General features: G+C 72.7%; 21 protein-coding genes. 7 read left to right on the forward strand and 14 right to left on the reverse strand.

Features of this window, described 5'->3' with window-relative positions; all coding sequences use genetic code 11:
- Window positions 1-108: 108 nt before the first annotated feature.
- The 3 genes from ACZ6O5_RS21110 to ACZ6O5_RS21120 all read right to left on the reverse strand — a co-directional run bounded on the left by ACZ6O5_RS21110 (window position 109) and on the right by ACZ6O5_RS21120 (window position 2,271).
- Window positions 109-1,125: a YihY/virulence factor BrkB family protein gene (locus ACZ6O5_RS21110; protein ID WP_465979393.1), complete on the reverse strand. Its 1,017-nt coding sequence runs from the start codon at window positions 1,123-1,125 to the stop codon at window positions 109-111.
- A 163-nt stretch (window positions 1,126-1,288) separates the two neighbouring features.
- A complete protein-coding gene (locus ACZ6O5_RS21115; RefSeq protein WP_465979394.1) occupies window positions 1,289-1,477 on the reverse strand; it encodes a DUF397 domain-containing protein in 189 nt (62 codons plus the stop codon).
- Complete coding sequence (locus ACZ6O5_RS21120; RefSeq protein WP_465979396.1) at window positions 1,468-2,271, reverse strand: helix-turn-helix domain-containing protein; 804 nt, start codon at window positions 2,269-2,271, stop codon at window positions 1,468-1,470. Before ACZ6O5_RS21120 ends, ACZ6O5_RS21115 begins: the two co-directional genes overlap by 10 nt.
- 214 nt (window positions 2,272-2,485) lie before the next feature.
- Here ACZ6O5_RS21120 and ACZ6O5_RS21125 point away from each other — a divergent pair, with 214 nt between their 5' ends.
- From ACZ6O5_RS21125 to ACZ6O5_RS21140, 4 genes are all read left to right on the forward strand, one after another.
- Window positions 2,486-2,731, forward strand: coding sequence for a flavin reductase (locus ACZ6O5_RS21125; protein WP_465979398.1), 246 nt, complete (start codon window positions 2,486-2,488; stop codon window positions 2,729-2,731).
- Between the two features lie 56 nt (window positions 2,732-2,787).
- Window positions 2,788-4,848, forward strand: a complete 2,061-nt coding sequence (locus ACZ6O5_RS21130) for an NACHT domain-containing protein (protein ID WP_465979400.1) — start codon at window positions 2,788-2,790, stop codon at window positions 4,846-4,848.
- A 128-nt stretch (window positions 4,849-4,976) separates the two neighbouring features.
- Window positions 4,977-5,222: a FitA-like ribbon-helix-helix domain-containing protein gene (locus ACZ6O5_RS21135; RefSeq protein WP_343445651.1), complete on the forward strand. Its 246-nt coding sequence runs from the start codon at window positions 4,977-4,979 to the stop codon at window positions 5,220-5,222.
- The gene (locus ACZ6O5_RS21140; protein WP_465979402.1) at window positions 5,222-5,656 is read left to right on the forward strand and encodes a PIN domain-containing protein; all 435 of its coding nucleotides are present in this window, start codon (window positions 5,222-5,224) and stop codon (window positions 5,654-5,656) included. Before ACZ6O5_RS21135 ends, ACZ6O5_RS21140 begins: the two co-directional genes overlap by 1 nt.
- Window positions 5,657-5,676: 20 nt before the next feature.
- On the opposite strand, the gene ACZ6O5_RS21145 is transcribed toward ACZ6O5_RS21140, so the two are convergent.
- Complete coding sequence (locus ACZ6O5_RS21145; RefSeq protein ID WP_465979404.1) at window positions 5,677-6,216, reverse strand: GNAT family N-acetyltransferase; 540 nt, start codon at window positions 6,214-6,216, stop codon at window positions 5,677-5,679.
- A 130-nt stretch (window positions 6,217-6,346) separates the two neighbouring features.
- Here ACZ6O5_RS21145 and ACZ6O5_RS21150 point away from each other — a divergent pair, with 130 nt between their 5' ends.
- Window positions 6,347-6,601, forward strand: a complete 255-nt coding sequence (locus ACZ6O5_RS21150) for a type II toxin-antitoxin system Phd/YefM family antitoxin (RefSeq protein ID WP_396775734.1) — start codon at window positions 6,347-6,349, stop codon at window positions 6,599-6,601.
- On the forward strand, window positions 6,598-6,972 hold the full coding sequence (locus ACZ6O5_RS21155) for a type II toxin-antitoxin system VapC family toxin (protein WP_465979407.1): 375 nt from the start codon (window positions 6,598-6,600) through the stop codon (window positions 6,970-6,972). Before ACZ6O5_RS21150 ends, ACZ6O5_RS21155 begins: the two co-directional genes overlap by 4 nt.
- 73 nt (window positions 6,973-7,045) lie before the next feature.
- Here the strand turns inward: ACZ6O5_RS21155 and ACZ6O5_RS21160 are convergent, their stop codons facing one another.
- The 10 genes from ACZ6O5_RS21160 to ppdK all read right to left on the reverse strand — a co-directional run bounded on the left by ACZ6O5_RS21160 (window position 7,046) and on the right by ppdK (window position 18,723).
- Window positions 7,046-7,582, reverse strand: a complete 537-nt coding sequence (locus ACZ6O5_RS21160) for a hypothetical protein (RefSeq protein WP_465979409.1) — start codon at window positions 7,580-7,582, stop codon at window positions 7,046-7,048.
- Window positions 7,582-9,474 (reverse strand): DNA primase, encoded by a 1,893-nt coding sequence (gene dnaG / locus ACZ6O5_RS21165; protein WP_465979410.1) that lies wholly within the window; start codon window positions 9,472-9,474, stop codon window positions 7,582-7,584. The genes ACZ6O5_RS21160 and dnaG overlap by 1 nt, the downstream gene beginning before the upstream one ends.
- A gap of 72 nt (window positions 9,475-9,546) precedes the next feature.
- Window positions 9,547-9,798, reverse strand: coding sequence for a helix-turn-helix transcriptional regulator (locus ACZ6O5_RS21170; protein WP_091071236.1), 252 nt, complete (start codon window positions 9,796-9,798; stop codon window positions 9,547-9,549).
- A gap of 10 nt (window positions 9,799-9,808) precedes the next feature.
- Window positions 9,809-10,660, reverse strand: a complete 852-nt coding sequence (locus ACZ6O5_RS21175) for an ABC transporter permease (RefSeq protein ID WP_465979413.1) — start codon at window positions 10,658-10,660, stop codon at window positions 9,809-9,811.
- The gene (locus tag ACZ6O5_RS21180; protein ID WP_465979415.1) at window positions 10,657-11,631 is read right to left on the reverse strand and encodes an ABC transporter ATP-binding protein; all 975 of its coding nucleotides are present in this window, start codon (window positions 11,629-11,631) and stop codon (window positions 10,657-10,659) included. Before ACZ6O5_RS21180 ends, ACZ6O5_RS21175 begins: the two co-directional genes overlap by 4 nt.
- A gap of 44 nt (window positions 11,632-11,675) precedes the next feature.
- The gene (locus ACZ6O5_RS21185) at window positions 11,676-13,304 is read right to left on the reverse strand and encodes a BCCT family transporter (RefSeq protein ID WP_465979417.1); all 1,629 of its coding nucleotides are present in this window, start codon (window positions 13,302-13,304) and stop codon (window positions 11,676-11,678) included.
- Between the two features lie 56 nt (window positions 13,305-13,360).
- Window positions 13,361-14,197: a siderophore-interacting protein gene (locus ACZ6O5_RS21190; RefSeq protein WP_465979419.1), complete on the reverse strand. Its 837-nt coding sequence runs from the start codon at window positions 14,195-14,197 to the stop codon at window positions 13,361-13,363.
- A 44-nt stretch (window positions 14,198-14,241) separates the two neighbouring features.
- The gene (locus ACZ6O5_RS21195; protein WP_465979578.1) at window positions 14,242-15,471 is read right to left on the reverse strand and encodes a deoxyguanosinetriphosphate triphosphohydrolase; all 1,230 of its coding nucleotides are present in this window, start codon (window positions 15,469-15,471) and stop codon (window positions 14,242-14,244) included.
- A 49-nt stretch (window positions 15,472-15,520) separates the two neighbouring features.
- Complete coding sequence (locus ACZ6O5_RS21200; RefSeq protein ID WP_465979421.1) at window positions 15,521-15,874, reverse strand: VOC family protein; 354 nt, start codon at window positions 15,872-15,874, stop codon at window positions 15,521-15,523.
- A gap of 113 nt (window positions 15,875-15,987) precedes the next feature.
- Window positions 15,988-18,723, reverse strand: coding sequence for a pyruvate, phosphate dikinase (gene ppdK / locus ACZ6O5_RS21205; protein ID WP_465979423.1), 2,736 nt, complete (start codon window positions 18,721-18,723; stop codon window positions 15,988-15,990).
- Between the two features lie 277 nt (window positions 18,724-19,000).
- On the opposite strand from ppdK, the gene ACZ6O5_RS21210 reads away from it, so the two are divergent.
- Entirely contained in the window at window positions 19,001-20,794 is a 1,794-nt protein-coding gene (locus tag ACZ6O5_RS21210; RefSeq protein ID WP_465979580.1) for a beta-N-acetylhexosaminidase, read from the forward strand.
- Window positions 20,795-20,797: the final 3 nt, after the last annotated feature.

The following is a 20,797-nucleotide window of genomic DNA, read 5'->3' on the forward strand; positions in this document are numbered from 1 at the left end:
TCAGCGCATTTGGCGAAAACTTCTGTCCGTATGAACAAAAGCGTCTTCCGGATCATGAAAACGCGCCGCCCCGCCCGGTCGAACCGGGCGGGGCGGCGGCGTTCGAGGTCAGCGTGGTGCGGGCGCGTTGCGCTTCTTCCGCAGCTTGCGGTCGTCGCGCAGCTCGACGTAGGGCTCCTTGTCCTCGGGGAGGCCGGCGGCGATGGCGCGACTGCGCTCCAGCTCGGCGTCGAACTCGGCGCCGAGCAGGATGGCCACGTTGCTCAGCCAGAGCCAGACCAGGAAGATGATCACGCCGGCCACCGCGCCGTACGTCTTGTTGTACGAGCCGAAGTTGCTCACGTAGAGCGCGAACAGGCCGGACACCACCAGCCAGAGCACCACGGCGAGGATCCCGCCCGGGCTGACCCAGCGGAAGCCGCCGTGCCGGGCGTTCGGCGACGCCCAGTAGAGGATCGCGAACATCAGGCTGACCAGCATCAGCAGCACCGGCCACTTGGCGATGTTCCACACCGTGACCGCGGTGGAGCCGAGCCCGATGGCGTTGCCGGCCTGCTCGGCCAGCCCGCCGGTGAACACCACGATCACGGCGCTGATCAGCAGCATCACGCCGATCACCGCGGTCACGCCGAGCCGGATCGGCAGCGTCTTCCAGATCGGCCGCCCCTCCGGCACGTCGTAGATGCTGTTCGAGGCGCGCATGAACGCGGCGACGTAACCGGAGGCCGACCAGAACGCGGCGACCAGACCGACCACCGCCGCGATGCTCGCCAGCCCGCCGGACTGGCCGGCCTGGTCGATCGCGCTCTCGATGATCTTCCGGATGTTCTCCTCCGGCACCGCCTGGCCGACCGTGTCCCGGACGCCGTTGGTGGCCCGCTCGCCGAGCAGGCCGAGCAGCGAGATCAGCACCAGCACGCCGGGGAAGATCGAGAGCACGCCGTAGTAGGTGAGCGCGGCGGCCCAGTCGGTCAGGCTGTCGTCCTGGAACTCCCGGACGGTCCGCTTGAGCGTCGCCACCCAGCCCGGACCGGTCAGGTCGGTCGGGCTGTCCGGACCGTCGTCCGGCCCCACCGGCCCGGTGCGCTCGCGCCCCTCGCGGGCGGGAGACTCGTCGCTGGCCATCGCACCTCCCTCGTCGTCGTGTCGTCACTGCACGACTTGCCCCGAGGTCGGGTCGGATAACCAGCCACCTCCCCGACAACCTGCCGGCACGCCGGACCGGGCGGGGCCGTATGAGCGGGGCGGCAGGGCCGGGGTCATCCCCGTCACACCGCCCCGGCTTCGGTCAGCGGGCGGGGAGCCGGTCGACGAACGCGCGCCAGGCGTCGGGCGCGAAGGCCAGCACCGGGCCGGCCGGGTCCTTGGAGTCACGCACCGCGACCGCGCCGGGCCGAGCGTCCGCCACCTCCACGCAGGCTGCGCCCTGGCCGTTGCTGCGGCTGCTCTTGCGCCACCGGGCGTTGCTCAGGTCCATGTCTCCGCCACCTCTGTCAGGAATTCGAGGGACTGCTGGTGCGACAGTGCCTCGCCGCGGATCGACTCCCACACCTCGACCATCTGCCGCACGTGGTCGGCGCGGTCGATCACCTGCGCGTGGAGCTGCCCGTCCTGGTAGACCACGTCCTCGCCGTGCGGCGGGGTGGCGAGCACGAACGGGCCACTCAGGCCAGGGTAGGCCCCGACGGTGAGCGGCACAACGTGGATCCGCACCCGGGGCAGCCCCGTGCCGGCCTTCACCAGGTGGCGCACCTGCTCGCGCATCACTTCCGCCCCGCCGACCCGGCGGCGCAGCACGTGCTCATCGACGACGAAGGTGAGCAGCGGGGGCCGCTCGCGGGTCAGCAGCGCCTGGCGGTCCAGCCGCATCGTCACCTGCTGATCCACCTCGTCCGGCGCGAACAGCCCGTCGCCCGAGAGCAGCGCGCGGGCGTACCCCTCGGTCTGGAGCAGGCCCGGCACGCAGAGCGGCTCGAACCAGCGCAGCGCGGTGGCGTCCGCCTCGATGCCGGGCCAGTCGCGGAACCACGGCACCACGGCCTCCCGGCCGATCCGCCGCTGGATGCGCTCGAAGCGGCCGTCGACGCCGAACACCGTGTCGCAGCGGCGGGCGAAGTCCAGGCTCGGGCGGCGCTCACAGGTCTCCACCTTGGCCACCAGCGCGCCGGAATAGGTCAGCGCCTCGGCCAACGACGTCTGGGACATGCCGTTGGCCGCGCGGGCGAGCCGTAACTCCTCCGCGAAGTGCTCCAGCATGGACGACAGTTCCACGGACAGCCTCCGTACATCCTCGACACACCCGGGGCCGGCCGGCGGACGCGCTGGCCGTCGCCGTGCCGGACGCCCCACCGTAGTCGCCCCGTCACCAGACTGTCACGCAGCGGAACCGCTCACGGGATCGGACGGCGGGCGGAACCAGGCCGGGGGCGTCGGCGCACGACGAGGTCCGTCGACGCCCCCTCCCCACCGCGACGGAGGTTCACAGATGCCCCGGTACCGTCCGCACGTCGCGGCCCGCCCGTCCTGGCGCTGCCGGATCTGCGGCGCGGCCTGGCCGTGCTCCCCCGCCCGGCTGGCGCTGCTCGGTGAGTACCGCGAGGACCGGATCGCGCTGCTGGTGTATCTCGGCACGCTGCTGTGCGAGGCCACCGCCGACCTGGCCACCGACCGGGACGGCACCACCGCTCAGGGCCTGTGGCAGCGCTTCGTCGGCTGGGCGCGGGCCCGCTGAACGGGCACACTCTTCGATATGCTGGGCGTCAGCAGCCGCCGAGATTGTCGCGGGGGATGATGGGACGCCAATTCTCGTCGTATGGTCGCGGGCCGCAGGGCCACCGCCTGGTGCTGACGCTCGGGTTGGCGAGCGCCGTCCTGCTCATCCTCGTCGGGGTCTCCACCAACCTGGTGAGCGAATACATCGCCGAGCTGGGTCTGCCCAGACCGTTGGTGATCGGCGTCTTCCTCGGCTGCGCCGCGCTGGCGCTCCTGTTCACCGCCCTGCAACTGCGGCAGCAGACGGCGCAGGCCAGACGGTCCCCCGAACGGCGCGCGAAGGAACGCCGGCAGGCGCTCGCCCGGGTGACGGCCGCCATGCGGTCCGCCCTGGACCGGGCGTTGGGGGCGGTCCCCCAACTGCCCCTCGTCACCGAGTCTCGGCCCGACCTGGTCCGGCACCCCGACGCGCTGCCGGACGCGGCGATCGGCGAGGCGGGCCGGCCGAAGGTCCACGAGGAGCCCCTCGCGACGGTCTTCGACGAAACCGGCCAGGCGCTGCTCCTGCTCGGCCCGGGCGGCAGCGGCAAGAGCACCCTGCTCGCCCGGCTCTGCCTCGACCTGTGCGAACGGGTGGCCCCGGACGATGCCACCCCGTGCGTTCCCATGCTGGTGAACCTGACCTCCTGGGCCGACGAGCGGCGGTCGTTCGAGCAGTGGCTGGCCGACGCGATCGTCGACACCTATCCCGGCATCGGCCCGGACCTGGCACGGGAGCTGATCGAGGATCGCGCGCTGGCCGTGCTCCTGGACGGCCTCGACGAAATCCCGACCGTGCGCCATCGCAGGCGGGCGCTGCGTGAGATCGACGCGTTCCTGGCCGCCGGCTCCTGCCCACTGGCCGTCGCCTGCCGCACCGAGGACTTCGACGGGCTCACCACGCCGACCGGCATCACCTACGCCGTCGAGGTCCTTCGCCCCACCCGGGAGCGGGTCCAGGAGTTCCTGACCGGGCTGGGCACGCCCGCGGCCCTCTCGGTGCGGGACGTGCCGGCCACCGACCGGAAGTGGTGGTCGATGATGCGGTCGGTGATCATGTTGGGGATCGTGGCCCGGGTCTCCTCAGTCGACGCGCACGCCGACCTGGTCAGCGAGGGGACGCCGAGTGAACGCCGCAGGCACCTCATGGCGGTCTACGTGGCCACCCTCCTGCGTCGGCGCGGGGGCCGCCGGGGCGGCTTCGCCCACGACGACGCACACCGCTGGCTGGCCTGGCTGGCGACGTGGATGACGCGCCACGGTCAGACGGAGTTCTACGTGGACCGCCTGCCGGTCGACTGGATCCGGGACGTCAGCGAAATGGAGAAGATCAAGCCACCGGCGCGGGATCCGGTGCTCCTCGTGTTCTACATGGTGGCCGCGTACCTGTTGGTGGTCGAGGGTGGGACCATCGAGATCGCCGCGCCGACGCTCACCTTCATGACGTCGAGCATGGCCGCAGTGACGAACGCGCACATCCACCACTCGTCGACGACCGAGCCGATCCGGTTGGTATGGCGGCTCCGCTGGTCCTGGGCCTTCCCGGCGCTGGTCGTGGTGCCGTTCGTCACGCTGGGCGCGTGGGCCGCGGTCAACGCGGCCGACAACGGGGTGCTCCGCGTCGTGGCCTACATGCTGCTCAGCACGCCGGTGGCGATGTTCGCCTACGCCATCACCCCGACCAGCGCGCCGGACCAGGCCGGCCTGCCACCCGGCATGCGGCTGCGCGGGTCACGGCGCCGGGCCCGCCGGGGCGCGCTGCTGGTCGGCCTGCCGCTCGCGCTCGTGCTGGGCGTCCCGGTGGTGCTCGGCGCGCGGAGCGTGACGTTCGGCCTGTTCGCCGTAGCCATGATGGCGAGTTGCCTCATGTTCGCGTGCTCGGACATCTGCGGCGGCGTCCCCGCCCGGCAGTACGCCAATCTCTTCCGGGCGCTCCGTCGCACCGGTCGGGGCCCGAAGGACTATCTCGGTTTCCTCGACTGGGCGCGGGAGCGTCTCCTCCTGGAGGCCAACGGCAGCGCGCTGCGCTTCCCGCACCGGGAGATCCAACGCCACCTGGCCGAGACCTGGGACGAGGGAGCGGCGCGGGTCGCGTGACCCGCACCTCTACCGGGATGAGGCTGCCCGTCAGCGCCGCCCTCACGAAGCTGAACACGGCGGATACCGGAGCGGGCCGCCACCGAGTGCTAGCATTGCTCTCATCAGCTAGGGCCGGAGGAAGCTCGATGGCATCCCTCAGCATCAGAGATCTCGATGACGCGGTGCGGGAGAAGTTGCGCATCCGCGCCGCGCGACACGGCAGATCCATGGAATCCGAGATCCGGGACATCCTCACCGCGGCCGTCGCCGAGGATGAACCGGGGACCGATCTGTTCAGCGCACTCGCCGACCGATTCACCAGGCTCGGCGGAGTCGACCTGGACCTGCCGGCTCGTTCCACGTCACCCCGCCCGGCGAGCCTGCCCGAGTGATGATCGTTCTCGACACCAACGTCGTCTCCGAGCTGATGCGGGCCGAGCCCGCGCCAGCGGTCCTCGCGTGGCTCCGCCGCAGCTCCAGCACCGGCCTTTACACCACTGCCGTCACCGTCGCCGAGATCCGCTTCGGCATCGCCCGGTTGCCGCAGGGCCAGCGCCGGGAATCGCTGCACCAGTCCGCCAACGAGATCTTCGCCGCCTTCCCCCGCCAGGTGCTGCCCTTCGACCTCGCGGCGGCCGGCGCCTACGCCGACGTGGTGGCCGGTCGGGAAATGCTCGGCCGCCCGATAGACGGGTTCGACGCCCAGATCGCCGCCATCTGCCGCACCCAGGCCGCCACACTTGCCACCCGGAACACCAAGGACTTCGCTGATACCGGCATCGAGGTCACCGATCCCTGGCAGGAAAGCGTCGCCGAGAAGCCCTGAGCCGCAGACACGCACGAATGTCAGGGCGTCCACTCGCTCCGCAGCAGGCCGTAGAACACCAGGTCCGAGAAGCCGTCGCCGTCGTACGCGCGCTCCCGCTGGGTGCCCTCGTGGACGAAGCCGCACGCCTCGGCGGTGCGCCGCATGGCGGTGTTGCCGGCCAGCGTCTCCAGCTCCAGTCGGCGGAGGTTGCGGCTGCGGAAGCCGTACCGGCAGAGCAGCCGGATGACCTCCGTCCCGTAGCCCTGGCCACGCGCCTCGGGGACCAGCGAGATGCCGAGGTGGGCGAACCGCTCGAACGCGCTGATCCCCCACAGCGAGCAGCCGCCGAGGTACGTGCCGTCGGCGACCGTCTCGGCCAGCAGCGACACCGAGGTGTGGCCCTCGGGCGGCTCGGTGACCTGCTTCTCCAGCCGGGCCCGGACCTGGCCCACGTGGCGCGGCAGGAACGGCGCGTCGTCGGTGAGCAGGTGCAGCTCGGGGTCGGCGTCGAGGCGGAAGATGTTCGGCGCGTCGTCGGGCGTGGGCGGGCGCAGCCGGACCCGGTCGGTGGCGAACATCCCGCGACGCTAACAGCCAGTTTCGAACCCCACGACCGGATTACCGGTGACCTGCTCCCGCCACGAATGCGGCGCTGATGCGGCTGAGCAGGCTAAACTAGCCCCTTAGCTAAGCCAGGAGGTTTGCGCCATGTCGGCTGAGGCCGTGCACTACAACATGCATGATGCCAAGACCCACCTGTCGCGCATCATCGAACGGGTGGAACACGGCGAGGAGATCATCATCGATCGGGCGGGCACCCCGGTGGCGAAGGTGGTACCGCTGGTTCGGCGGGCCAACCGCACCGCGGTCGGCTCTCTCGCCGGCCAACTGGACCTCTCCGGTGACTGGGACTCGCCGCAGACAAACGCCGAGATCGCCGACGACTTCGGCATCGGTGCATGAACCTGCTGCTGGACACTCACGTCGCGCTCTGGGCGATCACCGGCGACCCGACCCTCGGCACCGAGTTGCTCGACCAACTACGCCACGAGCCGGACATCTTCCTCTCCCCGGTCACCCTGTGGGAGATCACCATCAAACAGAGCCTCGGGAAGCTCGCCGGCCCTCCTGACCTTGCCGAGCGGGTAAGAGACATGGGTTTCCGGGAACTCCCGGTGACCCACGCCCACGCCATCGCCGCCGGCCGGCTGCCATCGCATCACCGCGATCCCTTCGACCGCATGCTGGTGGCCCAGGCAATCACCGAAGGGCTGACCCTCGCCTCCCGCGACGCGTCGATAGCGCTGTACGACGTGGACGTCCTCAAGGTGTGATCGGACGCTTCGGTCCACACGTGATGCCCGAAAGAGGCTCAGGTCCATCCACGCGAACCCGCGCCGGTGGCGGTCAGGCGTCGGCGGGCGTGGTGGCGGCCCGGGCCTCGGCCACCAGGCGGCCGGTCTCGGCGACCACCGCCTCGTCGTCGGTCGGCGTTCCCGGGTCGTAGCGGACCGTCCAGGTCAGACCGTCCACGCCGGACACCCGCCGGGCCGCGATCCGCCCCGCGCCGCCGGGCACCGGGTGGTGCGCGGTGTACGCCACCGAACCGGTGACCCGGGTCCGCACCTGGTGCGGCAGTTCCCCGGGATCGAGCAGCAGGTACGTCTCGGCCGGGGCGTCGGCGACCACCAGGTAGTCGTCCCGCTCGGTGACCGGCTCGGCCGGCGTGACGGTGAGTTCCCGGCCGGACCAGACCGCCTTGAGGACGTCGTGCCAGCCGAGGCGCTCCCCCCGGCCAGGCAGCCAGAGCCCCCGGTTGCTGGCGACCAGCACGCCGTCGCCCTCGCCGTTGCCGGCGGCGGCCCAGGCGAGCACCCGCTCGTCGGCGGCGAGCGGCGGCCGGTCGACCGGCGGCAGCTTCGGGCGGCGGCGGAAGAGTCCCATCACAGTCCTCCGGCGGCCTGCTCGCGCAGGGCCCGCGCGTGTTGTTCGAGCGAGAGCAGCTCCCCGAACAGGGCGAAGTATTCGTCCTTGTTGCTCACCGGGTTGACCCGCTGGATCTTCGACTTGAGGTCGCGGATCCGGCCGGTGACCGAACTCCACTGCAAATGGGCCATGGTGACCGAGACGTACCTCGGGTCGGGCTCGCCGTCGATGCGCAACGGCTCCACCGCCAGCTCCCCCACCAGGGCCTGGGCGGCCAGGTCGGCGCAGGCGTCGCGGACCCGCTCGATCCAGACCGCACCGCCGGTGGCGCCGGCCGCACCGCCGGCCTCGGCGACGGCGACGCGCACCACGGCGTGCACCGGATGTTGGTAGTCGCCGGCCTCGACCGCGTCGAACATCGGGCCGGCCAGCACCGGCTCCTGCAACGCCAGCTTCAGCGCCTCCCGCTCCACCATGGAACGGGGACTGTCCACGGCGGGCGTGGCGGGGCCGGGGCGGGTCGGCGCGGGCCGACCGTTGGCCGGCTGCGCGTTGCCGGCGGTCAGCACGGCGCGCTGCACCGGCTCGATCTCCATACCGAGGTCGCCGGCGAGCTTGCGGACGTACTCCGGGCGTTTCTCCCGGTCCTTGATTTTCGCGACCAGCGGCGCGGCGCGGCGCATCGCCTCGACCCGGCCGTCGACGGTGTCGAGGTCGAACCGGTTGATGACGTGCCGGAGCGCGAAGTCGACGAGCGGCTCGCGGCGGGCCACCAGGTCGCGGACGGCCAGGTCGCCCTTGGCCAGCCGCAGGTCGCACGGGTCCATGTTGTCCGGGCTGACCGCGATGAACGTCCGCCCGACGAAGCGTTGGTCGTCCTCGAACGCGCGCAGCGCGGCCTTCTGGCCGGCGGCGTCGCCGTCGAACGTGAAGATGATCTCCCCGGCCCGCTCGTCGCTGTCGAAGAGCACCCGGCGCAGCACCGAGATGTGGTCGCCGCCGAACGCCGTGCCGCACGTCGCCACCGCGGTCGGGACGTCGGCGAGGTGGCAGGCCATCACGTCGGTGTAGCCCTCGACCACCACCACCTTGCCCTGCTTGGCGATCTCCCGTTTGGCCTGGTCGATGCCGTAGAGGACGTGCGACTTCTTGTAGATCGGCGTCTCGGGGGTGTTGAGGTATTTCGGGCCGTCGTCGTCGTCGAACAGCTTGCGCGCGCCGAAGCCGATCACGTCGCCGGTGATGTCCCGGATCGGCCACATCAGGCGACGGCGGAACCTGTCGATAAGCGAACCCGACCGGGCCGGGCGGGACAGGCCGCCGGTGACCAACTCGTCGTGGCTGAAGCCCTGCTGGCGCAGGTGCCTGGTGAGCAGGTCCCACCCCTCGGGGGCGAAGCCGCAGCCGTAGCGCTCGGCGGCGGCCCGGTCGAAGCCCCGCCGGGCCAGGAACTCGCGGGCCGGGCGGGCGCCGGCGGTGGTGAGCTGGGCCCGGTAGAACTTGACGGCGGCGGCGTGCGCGGCCACCAGGCGCTGCCGCTGCCCCTGCTGCGGCCGGGCGCGCGGGGTGGACCTGTCGTCCTCGACGTAGCGAAGCTGGATGCCGGCGCGGGCGGCGAGGCTCTCCACCGACTCGATGAAGCCGAGATGCTCGGCGTCCATCAGGAACTTGATCGCGTCACCGCCGACCCCGCAGCCGAAGCAGTAGAACACGTTGCGGGCGGGCGACACGTTGAACGAGGGACTCTTCTCGTCGTGGAACGGGCAGAGCCCCTTGAGGTTGCCACCCCCGGCCGACTTGAGCGTCACCACCTCGGAGATGACGTCCGCGATGGAGGTGCGCTCGCGGACCAGCGCGATGTCCTCGTCCCGGATCCGCCCCGCCATGACCGCCACCTCCTCGGCGTACATCCTGCCCTGCCGGGCCGACGATCCGGCGGCCGGGGGACGGACGTGTGGCGGACGCCGCCCGTCCCGCCGGCCTCACGCCGAGCGGCCGGCCCCGGCCGCGGCGTCGCCGATCCGCGGGAACGGTTCGATGGAGAAGACCACCTCGACCGGCACCTCGAAGTACGCGGCGATGCGCAGTGCCAGGTGCAGGCTGGGCCGGAACTCACCGCGTTCCAGGTAGCCGACGGTCTGGTAGTGCACCCCGAGCGCGTCGGCGAGCTGCCGGCGGGAGACGCCCCGTTCGGCGCGCAGCACCGCGATCCGGTTGTGCACGGTCTCGCTCATCGCCGCCCTCTCATCCGACCCGCTGCATGGCCCGCTCCCGCCGGGCCGCGACCCGCGAGCCGGACTCCCGGCGGGCCATCCGGCGCAGCACCACCGGGGCCAGCACCAGCCCGAGCACCGCCCAGGCGCCGAGCACGCCCAGCGTCTCCAGGTGCCGCCAGGAGCCGCCCAGCTCGACCGCCGCCAGGTCGGCCGGGAGCAGCGCCGAGCGCATGCCCAAGCCTAGCCAGTAGAGCGGGAAGACCTGGGCGACGCCCTGGAGCCAGCCGGGCAGGCCGTTGATCGGGTAGAAGATGCCGGAGAGCGCGATCAGGCCGAAGATCGGCAGCACCACCAGGCCCATGTTGCGCGGGTTCTCGATCACCGAGCCGATCACCGCGCCCAGCGGCAGCGTCGCCACCAGCCCGAGCGGCACCACCCAGGCCAGGGTGAGCCAGGCGCCGGGGTCGCCGAGCCGCAGCCCGTCCAGGAAGAACAGACCGGGCAGGAGCTGGATGACCACACCGATCAGCGAGATCGCCGAGATCAGCACCAGCTTGCCGACCAGGTAGCCGAGCATGCCGTTGGGGATCGCCTTGGCCCGCAGCAACGTGCCGTCCTCCCGGTCGACGATGAGCTGCTGGGCCAGCCCGAGCAGGCCGCCGAAGAGCAGGCCCATGCCGAGCGCGCTGGGCAGCGTCCGGGCGCCGAGCGAGAAGTCGGTGCCGGGCACGGTCGAGCCGCGCATGAAGAACATGGCGACCAGCAGCACCGCCGTGGGGAAGAAGTAGTTCCACAGGTCCTGGCCGTTGGTGAACGTGGCGCGCAGCTCGATCAGGCCGCGCCGCAGCCCGGCCCGGAGCGCGGTGGTGGTCGGGGTCATCGCGTCGCCTCCTGCTGCCACACCCGTTCGGCCCGGCCGGTGCGGATGCCGGTCTCCTCCTCGTGCACCAACGCCAGGTACGCGTCCTCCAGGCTGGCCCGGCGCACCTCCAGCTCCCGCACCCGGTCGCCGTGCTCGCGGAGCAGGTCGCGCAGGAACGCGGTGGCGTCGGCGGTGGCGTGCACGTACCGCTCGCCGTCGCGGGTCCAGCGGACCTCGGCGTCCCCGGCGACGCGGCGGGCCAACTGGTCCGGTGACCCCTCGGCGACGATCCGGCCGCCGGCCAGGATGAGGATGCGGTCGGCCAGCTTCTCCGCCTCGGCCAGGTCGTGCGTGGTCAGCACGATGGTGGTCTCGTCGAGGTCGGTGAGGCGGTGCACCAGCTCGTGGAACTCGCGCCGGGCCGCCGGGTCGAAGCCGACCGTCGGCTCGTCCAGGAACAGCAGCTCCGGCCGGCCGACGATGCCGACCGCCACGTCGAGCCGGCGGCGCTGCCCGCCGGAGAGCCGGGCCACCCGGGTGTCCGCGTGCCCGGTCAGCCCCACGGTGGCCAGCAGGTCGTCGACCGGCCAGGGACGCGGCGTCCGGTCGGTCGCGTACGGCGCGTAGAAGTCGCCGAGGTGGGTGAGCAGCTCCCGGACCCGCCACTTGCCGTGGTCGCGCCAGGACTGGAGCACCACGCCGAGCCGGGCGCGCCAGCGCTCGTCGCCGCGGGCCGGCTCGACGCCGAGCACCCGGACCGTGCCGGCGGAGGGCAGCCGGAACCCCTCCAGGATCTCGATGGTGGTGGTCTTGCCGGCGCCGTTGGGCCCGAGCAGCGCGACCACCTCGCCGCGCCGGGCGGTGAGATCGACGCCGTGCAGCACGTCGACCGCGCCGTACCGCATGCGCAGGTCGCGGACGTCGAGGACCAGATCCTCGTCGGGAGGCCGGGGGTCCGCGACCGCCCCCGGGAGTTCGACCGCAGTCATGCCTCGGAATGTAGCACTCCTACTACATTCCGAGGGAGACCCACTCACTCGCGCGGGCGGTGAAGCCACCGCGTCACCGGCGGCGGGTTCTCCTCCTCGTACGAGCGGGCCGCGCGCACCGCGGCGGCCAGGCCGGACCGGCGGGGCCGGGTCCCCGCGCGCAGCACCGGATCGGCGGCCATCTCCCGGACCAGGGCCACCGCCAGGCCCAGCATCACCACCACGAACGGCAGCGCGACCAGGATGGTGGCCTGCTGCAACGCGTCCAGGCCGCCGACCAGCAACAGCGCCGCCGCGACCGCGCCGATGAGCACGCCCCACAGCACCACCACGCCCCGGTGCGGGCGCAGCGCACCTCGCGAACTCAACGAACCGAGCACCAGCGACGCCGAGTCGGCGCTGGTCACGAAGTAGAGCGCGATCAGCACCATGGCGAGCACGCTGGTCACCGTGGCCAGCGGCAGCGCGTCCAACAGGCCGAACAGCGCCTGCTCCGAACCGGCGCCCACGTCGGCCACCAGGTCCCGGGTGCCGGTGGCCTGGGTCCGCAACGCGGTCCCGCCCATCACCGCGAACCAGACCGCGCTGGCACCGCTGGGCACCAGCAGCACCCCGATCAGGAACTGCCGGACCGTACGCCCGCGCGAGATGCGCGCGATGAACGTGCCCACGAACGGCGCCCAGGAGATCCACCACGCCCAGTAGAAGATCGTCCAGGAGCCCAGCCAGGCCGGATCGGAGAACGCGCCGGTGCGGGTCGACATCCGGACCAGGCCGCTCAGGTAGTCGCCGACCGCCGCCGGCAGCACCTCCAGCGTGTAGACGGTCGGGCCGACCACGAACACGAACAGCATCAGCGCGACGGCGATCAGCACGTTGGTGGTGGACAACCACTTGACGCCCCGGTGCAGCCCGGAGAACGCCGACAGGACGAACGCCAGGGTGAGCGCGCCGATGATCACCAGCTCGACCGTCCGGCTGTCCCGCACGCCGGTGACCAGGTCCAGGCCGGCCGCCACCTGGAGCGCGCCGAGCCCGAGGCTGGTCGCCGAGCCGAACACCGTGGCGAACACGGCCAGCAGGTCGATCGCGCGCCCGGCCGGGCCGTACGCCCGGTCACCGAGCAGCGGCACGAACGCCGACGAGATCCGGTTGCCCCGCCCCCTGCGGAACGTCGAGTACGCCAGCGCCGCGATCGCGTAGATGCCCCACGGGTGCAGCGTCCAGTGGAACAACGTGTACTGCATGGCCGTGGCGGCGGCGGCGCCGGTCTGCGGCTCGACGCCGGAGGCGGGCGGCGGGGCCGCGTAGTGCTGGATCGGCTCGGCGACGGCGAAGAAGACCAGACCGATGCCCATGCCGGCGCTGAACATCATGGCGATCCAGGCCAGCCCGTTGAACTCCGGCTCGTCGTCGTCGGCGCCCAGCCGGATCCGGCCGAACCGGGAGGCGGCGACCACCACCGCCAGCACCAGGAACGCGTCGGCGGCGACCACGAAGAACCAGCCGAACGTGCCGATCGTCCAGTTCAGCCCCGCCGCGCCGAACGACGCCAGGGAGCCACGGGCGAACACCCCCCAGAGCACCACGGCCAGCACGCCGGCCACGCCGAGCCCGAGCACCACCCGGTCGGCCGGCTGTGTCGCGGGCCGCTCCCCCACCTGTTCCGCCATGCCCCCATCCTGGGCAGCGCGGACGCCCGGGCGGGACGAAACGCCCCACCCGAGGGTCAGGCGGCGGTCGGGGTGGGTTCCTCGGCTTCGGCTTCGGCGTTCCAGGTGCGCTTGGTGGCACGCCAACCCTCGTCGTCCAGGCCCAGACGCCAGTAGCCGGAGATGGACAGGTCGGCCCGGGGCACGCCGCGCTCGACCCGCAGCAGGCGCCGCAGCTCCTTCACCGCGCCGGCCTCGCCGTGCACGAACACGTGCACCCGGCCGGGCGGGAACTCCAACGCCCGGACCGCCTCGACCAGTGCCGCGCCGACCGGACGCCCGGCCCGGTGCAGCCACCGCAGCTCCACCGCGCCGTCGCTGGCCAGCGGCAGCTCGTCGGCCGGCCCCTCGACCTCGACGAAGACCCGGGCCGGCGCGCCGGCCGGCAGCCGTTCCAGCGCGGCGGCGATCGCCGGCAGCGCGCTCTCGTCGCCGGCCAGCAGGTGCCAGTCGGCGGTCGGGTCCGGCGCGTACGCGCCGCCCGGCCCGGTGAACAGCACCCGGTCACCGGGGCGCAGCGCCGCCGCCCACGGGCCGGCCAGCCCCTCCTCGCCGTGGTGGACCACGTCGACGGTCAGCTCGCCGGCCGCCGCGTCCCAGGCCCGCACCGTGTAGGCGCGCAGCCGCGGCCACTGCGCCGCCGGGAAGTCACGTTTGATGGTGGCCAGGTCGACGGGGTGCGGGTAGGTCACCCCGGCCGGCGGGAAGACGAACTTCACGTAGTGGTCGGTGTACGCGCCCACCGGCAGGCCGGTCAGCTCGTCGCCGCCGAGCACGAGCCGGATCAGGTGCGGGGTGGGCCGCGTGGTCCGGACGACCGTGGCGGCGGTGAGCGTCTTCGGGCGATCCGTCATGCGACTGAGGCTACCCTCACTTCCCGGCCGGGCCGGTCGGGCGGTCAGCTCGCCGACACCAGCCGGGCGTGCCAGGCCAGCGCGGCCGGATCGGTGAGCGAGGCGACCTGGTCGATCACCACGCGCAGCCGCGCGGCGTCGTCCGGGGCGTCCCGCCAGAGCGGCGCGAAGACCTCGTCGAGCGCGTCCGGCGCCCGGTCGAGCAACGCGGCGACCAGCTCGGCGAGAAGTTCCCGCTGCCGGTCGTAGCGGCCACTGGCACCCGGCCGGCGCATCACGTACCGCAACGCGATGCCCTTGAGCAGCGCGCACTGCGCCCGGATCCGGCGCGGCACCACCAGGTCGGCGGCGTAGCGACGGTGCGGGCCGGGGCCGTGACGCGCCTCGGTGGCGGCCACCACGCTCGACACGAACCGGCCGGTGAGCACGCTTGTGGTGGCCTTCAGCGCGGCGAGCGCCCGGTGGCTGCCGTCGTACGCGGCGAGCGGGGCGAGCACCGGATCGGCGAGCAGTTCGGCCAGCACGCCGCCCAGGTCCTCCGGGGCCTCGCCGGAGTAGGCCGCCGCCACGTCGGCGCAGAGCGCCCGCCGCTCGTCCTCCTCGGCCAGCAGCGGGCGCAGGTCGACGTAGCCGCCGTGGATGCCGTCCTCGACGTCGTGCACCGAGTACGCCACGTCGTCGGCCCAGTCCATCACCTGGGCCTCCAGGCAGCGCCGGTCGCCGGGCGGGGCGCCGGCGCGCAGCCAGTCGAAGACCGGGCGGTCGTCGGCGTACACGCCGAACTTGCGCCGGCCGGGGCGGCGCGGCCACGGGTACTTGCCGACCGCGTCGAGCGCGGCCCGGGTCAGGTTCAGCCCGGCGGACCGCCCGTCCGGGGTGAGCACCTTCGCCTCCAGCCGGGTGAGCACCCGCAGCGTCTGCGCGTTGCCCTCGAAGCCGCCGCAGCCGGCGGCCAGCGCGTCAAGCGCGTCCTCGCCGTTGTGCCCGAACGGCGGGTGCCCCAGGTCGTGGGCCAGCCCGGCGGTGTCCACCACGTCCGGGTCGCAGCCGAGCCGGGCGCCCATCTCGCGGGCGATCTGCGCCACCTCCAGCGAGTGGGTCAGCCGGGTACGCAGGAAGTCGTCGGTGCCGGCGGCGTGCACCTGGGTCTTCGCGGCGAGCCGGCGGAACGCCGCGCTGTGCAGCACCCGGGCCCGGTCCCGCTCGAACGGCGACCGACCGTACCCGGTGTCCTTCGGCGCCTCGACGACCAGCCGCGCCGCGTCGTCGGTCAACGCGGCCGAAGCAGCCGGCGGTCGCGACTGCGGGGCTCGCAAGACCGGCTCACTCCTCGCGCTCCCGGAGGACGCAGAACTCGTTGCCCTCCGGATCGGCGAGCACCGTCCACCCCGCCTCGCCCTGCCCGACGTCGACGTGCCGCGCGCCCATGTCGACGAGCCGTTCCACCTCGGCCTCCAGGTCGGTCGGGCGCAGGTCGACGTGCAGCCGGTTCTTGCCCTGCTTCGGCCCGGAGACCGGGACGAAGACGAGGCCGGGGAGCGTGTCGGGCGTGCGGCGGATCTCCACCTCGTCCGGCTTGTCGGTGATCACCTGGTAGCCGAGCGCCTCGGCCCACCAGCGGGCGAGCCGGGACGGATCCCGGGCGTCGACGGTCAGGTTCTCCCAGACGGCGGTCATGCGGCCACCCCTCCTGATCGACACGTGGCGGAAGCTCAGGTTACGCCCGGGTGGCCGGAAAGGCGCGCCGGGCGGGGCCGCCGGTGCTCATCGGCGGGCCCGCCCGGACATGCTCAGCGGGAGTCGGAACCGGTGGTGCTGACGGCCGCGCGACCGGCCTCCAACCGGGCCACCGGCACCCGGAACGGCGAGCAGGAGACGTAGTCCAGTCCCACCTCGTGGAAGAAGTGCACCGAGTCCGGGTCACCACCGTGTTCGCCGCAGACGCCGAGCTTCAGCCCGGGCCGGGCCGCCCGGCCCTCCTCGGCGGCGATCCGGACCAGCCGGCCGACGCCGTCGGCGTCGATCGACTCGAACGGGGAGATGCCGAAGATGCCCAGCTCCAGGTAGCGCCAGAAGAACGCGCCCTCCACGTCGTCGCGGGAGAAGCCCCAGGCCATCTGCGTCAGGTCGTTCGTGCCGAAGGAGAAGAACTCGGCCGCCTCGGCGATCTGCCCGGCGGTCAGCGCCGCCCGGGGCACCTCGATCATGGTGCCGATCAGCACCTCGACGCCGCTGTCGCCGACCACCTCGGCGATGATCTTCTCGGCCTCCGCGCGTACCGTCTCCAGCTCCTGGACCGCGCCGACCAGCGGCACCATGATCTCCGGACAGGCCGTGCCGCCGTCGCGGGTGACCGCGACGGCGGCCTCCGCGATCGCGCGGACCTGCATCGCGAACAGGCCGGGGATGACCAGGCCGAGCCGGACGCCGCGCAGGCCCAGCATCGGGTTCTCCTCGTGCATCCGCCGGACGGCGGAGAGCAGCGCCTCTTCCTTTGCCACGTCCTCGCCGCGCTCCTGGGCCACCGCGACGTTGACCGCGAGCTGCTCCAGCGGGGGCAGGAACTCGTGCAGCGGCGGGTCGATCAGCCGCACCGTGACCGGCAGGCCGTCCATCTCCCGGAAGATCTCCACGAAGTCGGCCCGCTGGAGCGGCAGCAGCGCGGCGAGCGCGTCCTCCCGCTCCCGCTCGCCGGCGGCGAGGATGAGCCGCTCGACCAGCTCCCGGCGGTCGCCGAGGAACATGTGCTCGGTGCGGCACAGGCCGATGCCCTCGGCGCCGAAGCGCCGGGCCCGGGCCGCGTCCGCGCCGGTGTCGGCGTTCGTCCGCACGCGCAGCCGCCGCGCCGCGTCGGCGTGCGTCATGATCCGGTGTACGGCGCGGACCAGCGGGTTGTCGATGTGCTCCGGGTCGAGGCTGCCCTCGAAGTACTGCACCACCTCGGACGGCATGACCGGCACCTCGCCGAGGTAGACCTTGCCGGTGGTGCCGTCGATCGAGACCACGTCGCCCTCGCCGACGGTGTGCCCGCCGACGGTGAACTTCTTCGCCGGGACGTTCACCTCCAGCTCGTCGGCGCCGGAGACACAGGTCTTGCCCATGCCCCGGGCCACCACCGCGGCGTGGCTGGTCTTGCCGCCGCGCGAGGTGAGGATGCCCTTGGCGGCGATCATGCCGTTGAGGTCGTCCGGGTTGGTCTCCCGGCGGACCAGGATCACCGACTCCCCCTCGGCGGCCAGCTCGACCGCGCGGGCCGAGGTGAAGACCACCTTGCCGGAGGCGGCGCCCGGGGACGCGCCGATGCCCTTGGCGACCGGCGGGACGTCGTGGTCGAGCTGGAAGCGCGGGAACATCAACTGGGCGAGCTGCGCGCCGTTGACCCGGTGCAGCGCCTCGTCCAGGTCGATCAGGCCCTCGTCGACGAGCTGCCCGGCGATGACGAACGCGGCGGCGGCGGTGCGCTTGCCGACCCGGGTCTGGAGCATCCAGAGCTTGCCGCGCTCGATGGTGAACTCGATGTCGCAGAGGTCCTTGTAGTGCTCCTCCAGCCGGGCCATGATGCCGAGCAGCTCGTCGTAGGAGCGCTTGTCGAGCTGCTCCAGCTCCTGCAACGGCACGGTGTTGCGGATGCCGGCCACCACGTCCTCGCCCTGGGCGTTGGCCAGGTAGTCGCCGTAGATCCCCTGCGCGCCGCTGCCCGGGTCGCGGGTGAACGCGACGCCGGTGCCGGAGTCGGGACCGAGGTTGCCGAACACCATGCTCACCACGTTGACCGCGGTGCCCAGGTCGGCCGGGATGCGCTCCTGCCGGCGGTAGAGGATGGCCCGCTCCGCGTTCCACGAGTCGAAGACCGCCCGGATGGCCAGGTCGAGCTGCTCGCGCGGCTCCTGCGGGAACTCCCGCCCGGTGTGCTTGGCGAAGATCTTCTTGTACGCGTCGACCAGCCCGCGCAGGTCGTCGGCGTCCAGACCGAGGTCGTCGCGGGTGCCCTTGGCCTGCTTGGCCTCGTCCAGCGCGTGCTCGAACTCCTCGCCCGGCACCTCGCAGACGGTCTTGCCGAACATCTGGATCAGCCGGCGGTAGGAGTCCCAGGCGAACCTGTCTGCGCCGCCGGAGGCGGCCCGGTCGGCACTGCCGCCGGCCTGTCGTGCGAGTCCTTCGACGCTGCGGTCGTTGAGGCCGACGTTGAGGACGGTCTCCATCATGCCGGGCATGGAGAACTTGGCGCCGGAGCGTACCGAGACCAGCAGTGGGTCGCCCGGGTCGCCGAGGCGGCGGCCCATCTCGCGTTCCAGGGACTCCAGGTGCGCCTCGATCTGGCCGGCCAGCCCGTCCGGCTCACGCCCGGTCGTCAGGTACGCCTGGCAGGCCTCGGTGGTGATGGTGAAGCCGGGTGGGACGGGCAGGCCGAGGTTGGTCATCTCGGCCAGGTTGGCGCCCTTGCCACCGAGCAGGTCCTTCAGGTCCCTGTTGCCCTCGGCGAAATCGTAGACGTACTTGTGCTCGACCGTTTCCTGCGTTGCCACCAGAGCCTCCCACGCGCGCCATTGACACTTAACGAAGGTTCAGTTCGGACATACCCCGGGAGCCACCACCGGCAATCCCGGCTCGTCAGCGATCGGTGGGCGAAGGTTAAGCGAACTTCGCAGGACCTGGGACCGTTCGGTGACGATCGGCACAAGAGTCACCACTGCCCACGTCCGTACCGGTTTTTGGGAACGCTTCCACGCGCACGATCACGCAATTCCGATTCCCCTCGTACCCTTGACGGCACCGGATATCGCCGAACCTGACCTTTGCCATATCCCACGCGAATACACCCTCGGAGCCGTCGCCGTGTCGACCAACCCCACAGCACCCGAGACCGGGCCGCAGCCACGTCCCCTGCCCGCCGACGCGCCCGCCCCGTCGCCCGGCGTCGACCTGCCCGCCGCGCCGGCCACCGCCGCCGAACTGGCCCGCGTCGCCGCCGACCGGGCCGCCGGGCAACTCGGCCTGCCCGCGCCGGTCCGCCTCCACGACGTGGTGCCGGCGCCCGCGCAGGTGCGACCCGACCCGGCCGGCGACTTCACGCTGCCGCCGGACACCGTGCTGCGGGTCAGCGCCGCCGGCCGGCACGTGGCCGAACAGCTCGCCGGCTGGCTGCACCCGGCCACCGGGTTCCCGCTCCCGGTGACCGACCATGCCGAGCCGCGGCCGGACGCCCCGCTGACGCTCACCCTGTCGCCGGCCACCGCCACCGCCGGGACGGGCGGCGACGACGACACGGGCACCGCCCCGGCGCTCGGGGACGAGGGCTACCGGCTCGACGTCACCGCCACCGGCGTCCGGATCACGGCCGACGCGCCGGCCGGGCTGTTCCACGGCGCGCAGACGCTGCGGCAACTCCTGCCCCCGGCGATCGAGAGCGCCACCCCGGTCGCGGAGCGCTGGGCGGTGCCCGGCGGCACCATCGTCGACCGGCCACGCTTCCCCTACCGGGGCGCGATGCTCGACGTAGCCCGGCACTTCTTCGGCGTGGACGACGTGCTGCGGGTGGTCGACCACCTGGCCCGGTACAAGCTCAACCACCTGCACCTGCACCTGCACCTCACCGACGACCAGGGGTGGCGGATCGCCGTCGACTCCTGGCCCCGACTCGCCGAGGTCGGCGGCGTCACCGGCGTCGGCGGCGGCCCCGGCGGCTGGTACACCCCTGACGACTACCGGCGGATCGTCGCGTACGCCGCCCGCCGGCACGTGACAGTGGTGCCCGAGATCGACCTGCCGGGGCACACCAACGCGGCGCTTGTCGCGTACCCCGAACTGGCTCCGGGCAAGACCGCGCCACCGCCGTACACCGGCACCGACGTCGGGTTCAGCTACGTCGACCCCACCGACGAGCGGACGTACGCCTTCGTCGCCGACGTGTTCGGCGAGCTGGCCGCGCTGACCCCCGGCCCGTGGCTGCACCTCGGCGGCGACGAGGCGTTCAAGGTGCCGGCGGAGCGCTACCGCGCCTTCGTCGAGCGGGCCCAGACCCTGGTCGCGGCCACCGGGAAGACTGTCGTCGGCTGGCACCAGCTCGCCCCGGCCGCACACGTCGACGGGCGCGTCCTCCAGTGGTGGGGCACGAACGGCGACGACCCCGGGACCGCCGACGCGGTACGCCGTGGCGCCCGGCTGATCCTCTCCCCCGGCAACCACGCCTACCTGGACATGAAGTACGCCCCGGACACCCCGATCGGGCACGACTGGGCGGGCCTCGTCGACGTGCGGCGCGCGTACGACTGGGATCCCGGCAGCCACGTCCACGGCGTACCGGTCGAGGCTGTGCTGGGGGTGGAGGCGCCGCTGTGGACCGAGTCGGTCACCACCCGCGCCGAGATCGAGTTCATGATGTTCCCCCGCCTGCCCGCCGTCGCCGAGCTGGGCTGGTCACCCCGGTCGACGCACGACTGGGCCGGGTTCCGGGAACGGCTCGCCGGTCACGGCCCGCGCTGGGCCGCCGCCGGGATCGCCTTCCACCGCGCCCCCGAGATCCCCTGGCCGGCGACGGTGGCACCGCAGCGTCGCCCGGCCGACCGACCCGACCGCGACCGCGCGCCGCTGGGGTGATCC

It is taken from the genome of Micromonospora sp. NPDC049201 (assembly GCF_055586805.1).

Excerpts from the sequence above, each read along its gene's own strand:
- ACZ6O5_RS21155 (WP_465979407.1), top strand. The coding sequence starts at position 6,598 with ATGAACCTGCTGCTGGACACTCACGTCGCGCTCTGGGCGATCACCGGC.
- ACZ6O5_RS21110 (WP_465979393.1), bottom strand. The coding sequence starts at position 1,125 with ATGGCCAGCGACGAGTCTCCCGCCCGCGAGGGGCGCGAGCGCACCGGG.
- ACZ6O5_RS21170 (WP_091071236.1), bottom strand. The coding sequence starts at position 9,798 with ATGAGCGAGACCGTGCACAACCGGATCGCGGTGCTGCGCGCCGAACGG.
- ACZ6O5_RS21140 (WP_465979402.1), top strand. The coding sequence starts at position 5,222 with ATGATCGTTCTCGACACCAACGTCGTCTCCGAGCTGATGCGGGCCGAG.
- ACZ6O5_RS21130 (WP_465979400.1), top strand. The coding sequence starts at position 2,788 with ATGATGGGACGCCAATTCTCGTCGTATGGTCGCGGGCCGCAGGGCCAC.
- ACZ6O5_RS21125 (WP_465979398.1), top strand. The coding sequence starts at position 2,486 with ATGCCCCGGTACCGTCCGCACGTCGCGGCCCGCCCGTCCTGGCGCTGC.
- ACZ6O5_RS21175 (WP_465979413.1), bottom strand. The coding sequence starts at position 10,660 with ATGACCCCGACCACCACCGCGCTCCGGGCCGGGCTGCGGCGCGGCCTG.
- ACZ6O5_RS21200 (WP_465979421.1), bottom strand. The coding sequence starts at position 15,874 with ATGACCGCCGTCTGGGAGAACCTGACCGTCGACGCCCGGGATCCGTCC.
- ACZ6O5_RS21135 (WP_343445651.1), top strand. The coding sequence starts at position 4,977 with ATGGCATCCCTCAGCATCAGAGATCTCGATGACGCGGTGCGGGAGAAG.
- ACZ6O5_RS21160 (WP_465979409.1), bottom strand. The coding sequence starts at position 7,582 with ATGGGACTCTTCCGCCGCCGCCCGAAGCTGCCGCCGGTCGACCGGCCG.
- dnaG (WP_465979410.1), bottom strand. The coding sequence starts at position 9,474 with ATGTACGCCGAGGAGGTGGCGGTCATGGCGGGGCGGATCCGGGACGAG.
- ACZ6O5_RS21185 (WP_465979417.1), bottom strand. The coding sequence starts at position 13,304 with ATGGCGGAACAGGTGGGGGAGCGGCCCGCGACACAGCCGGCCGACCGG.
- ACZ6O5_RS21180 (WP_465979415.1), bottom strand. The coding sequence starts at position 11,631 with ATGACTGCGGTCGAACTCCCGGGGGCGGTCGCGGACCCCCGGCCTCCC.
- ACZ6O5_RS21190 (WP_465979419.1), bottom strand. The coding sequence starts at position 14,197 with ATGACGGATCGCCCGAAGACGCTCACCGCCGCCACGGTCGTCCGGACC.
- ACZ6O5_RS21150 (WP_396775734.1), top strand. The coding sequence starts at position 6,347 with ATGTCGGCTGAGGCCGTGCACTACAACATGCATGATGCCAAGACCCAC.
- ACZ6O5_RS21115 (WP_465979394.1), bottom strand. The coding sequence starts at position 1,477 with ATGGACCTGAGCAACGCCCGGTGGCGCAAGAGCAGCCGCAGCAACGGC.
- ACZ6O5_RS21145 (WP_465979404.1), bottom strand. The coding sequence starts at position 6,216 with ATGTTCGCCACCGACCGGGTCCGGCTGCGCCCGCCCACGCCCGACGAC.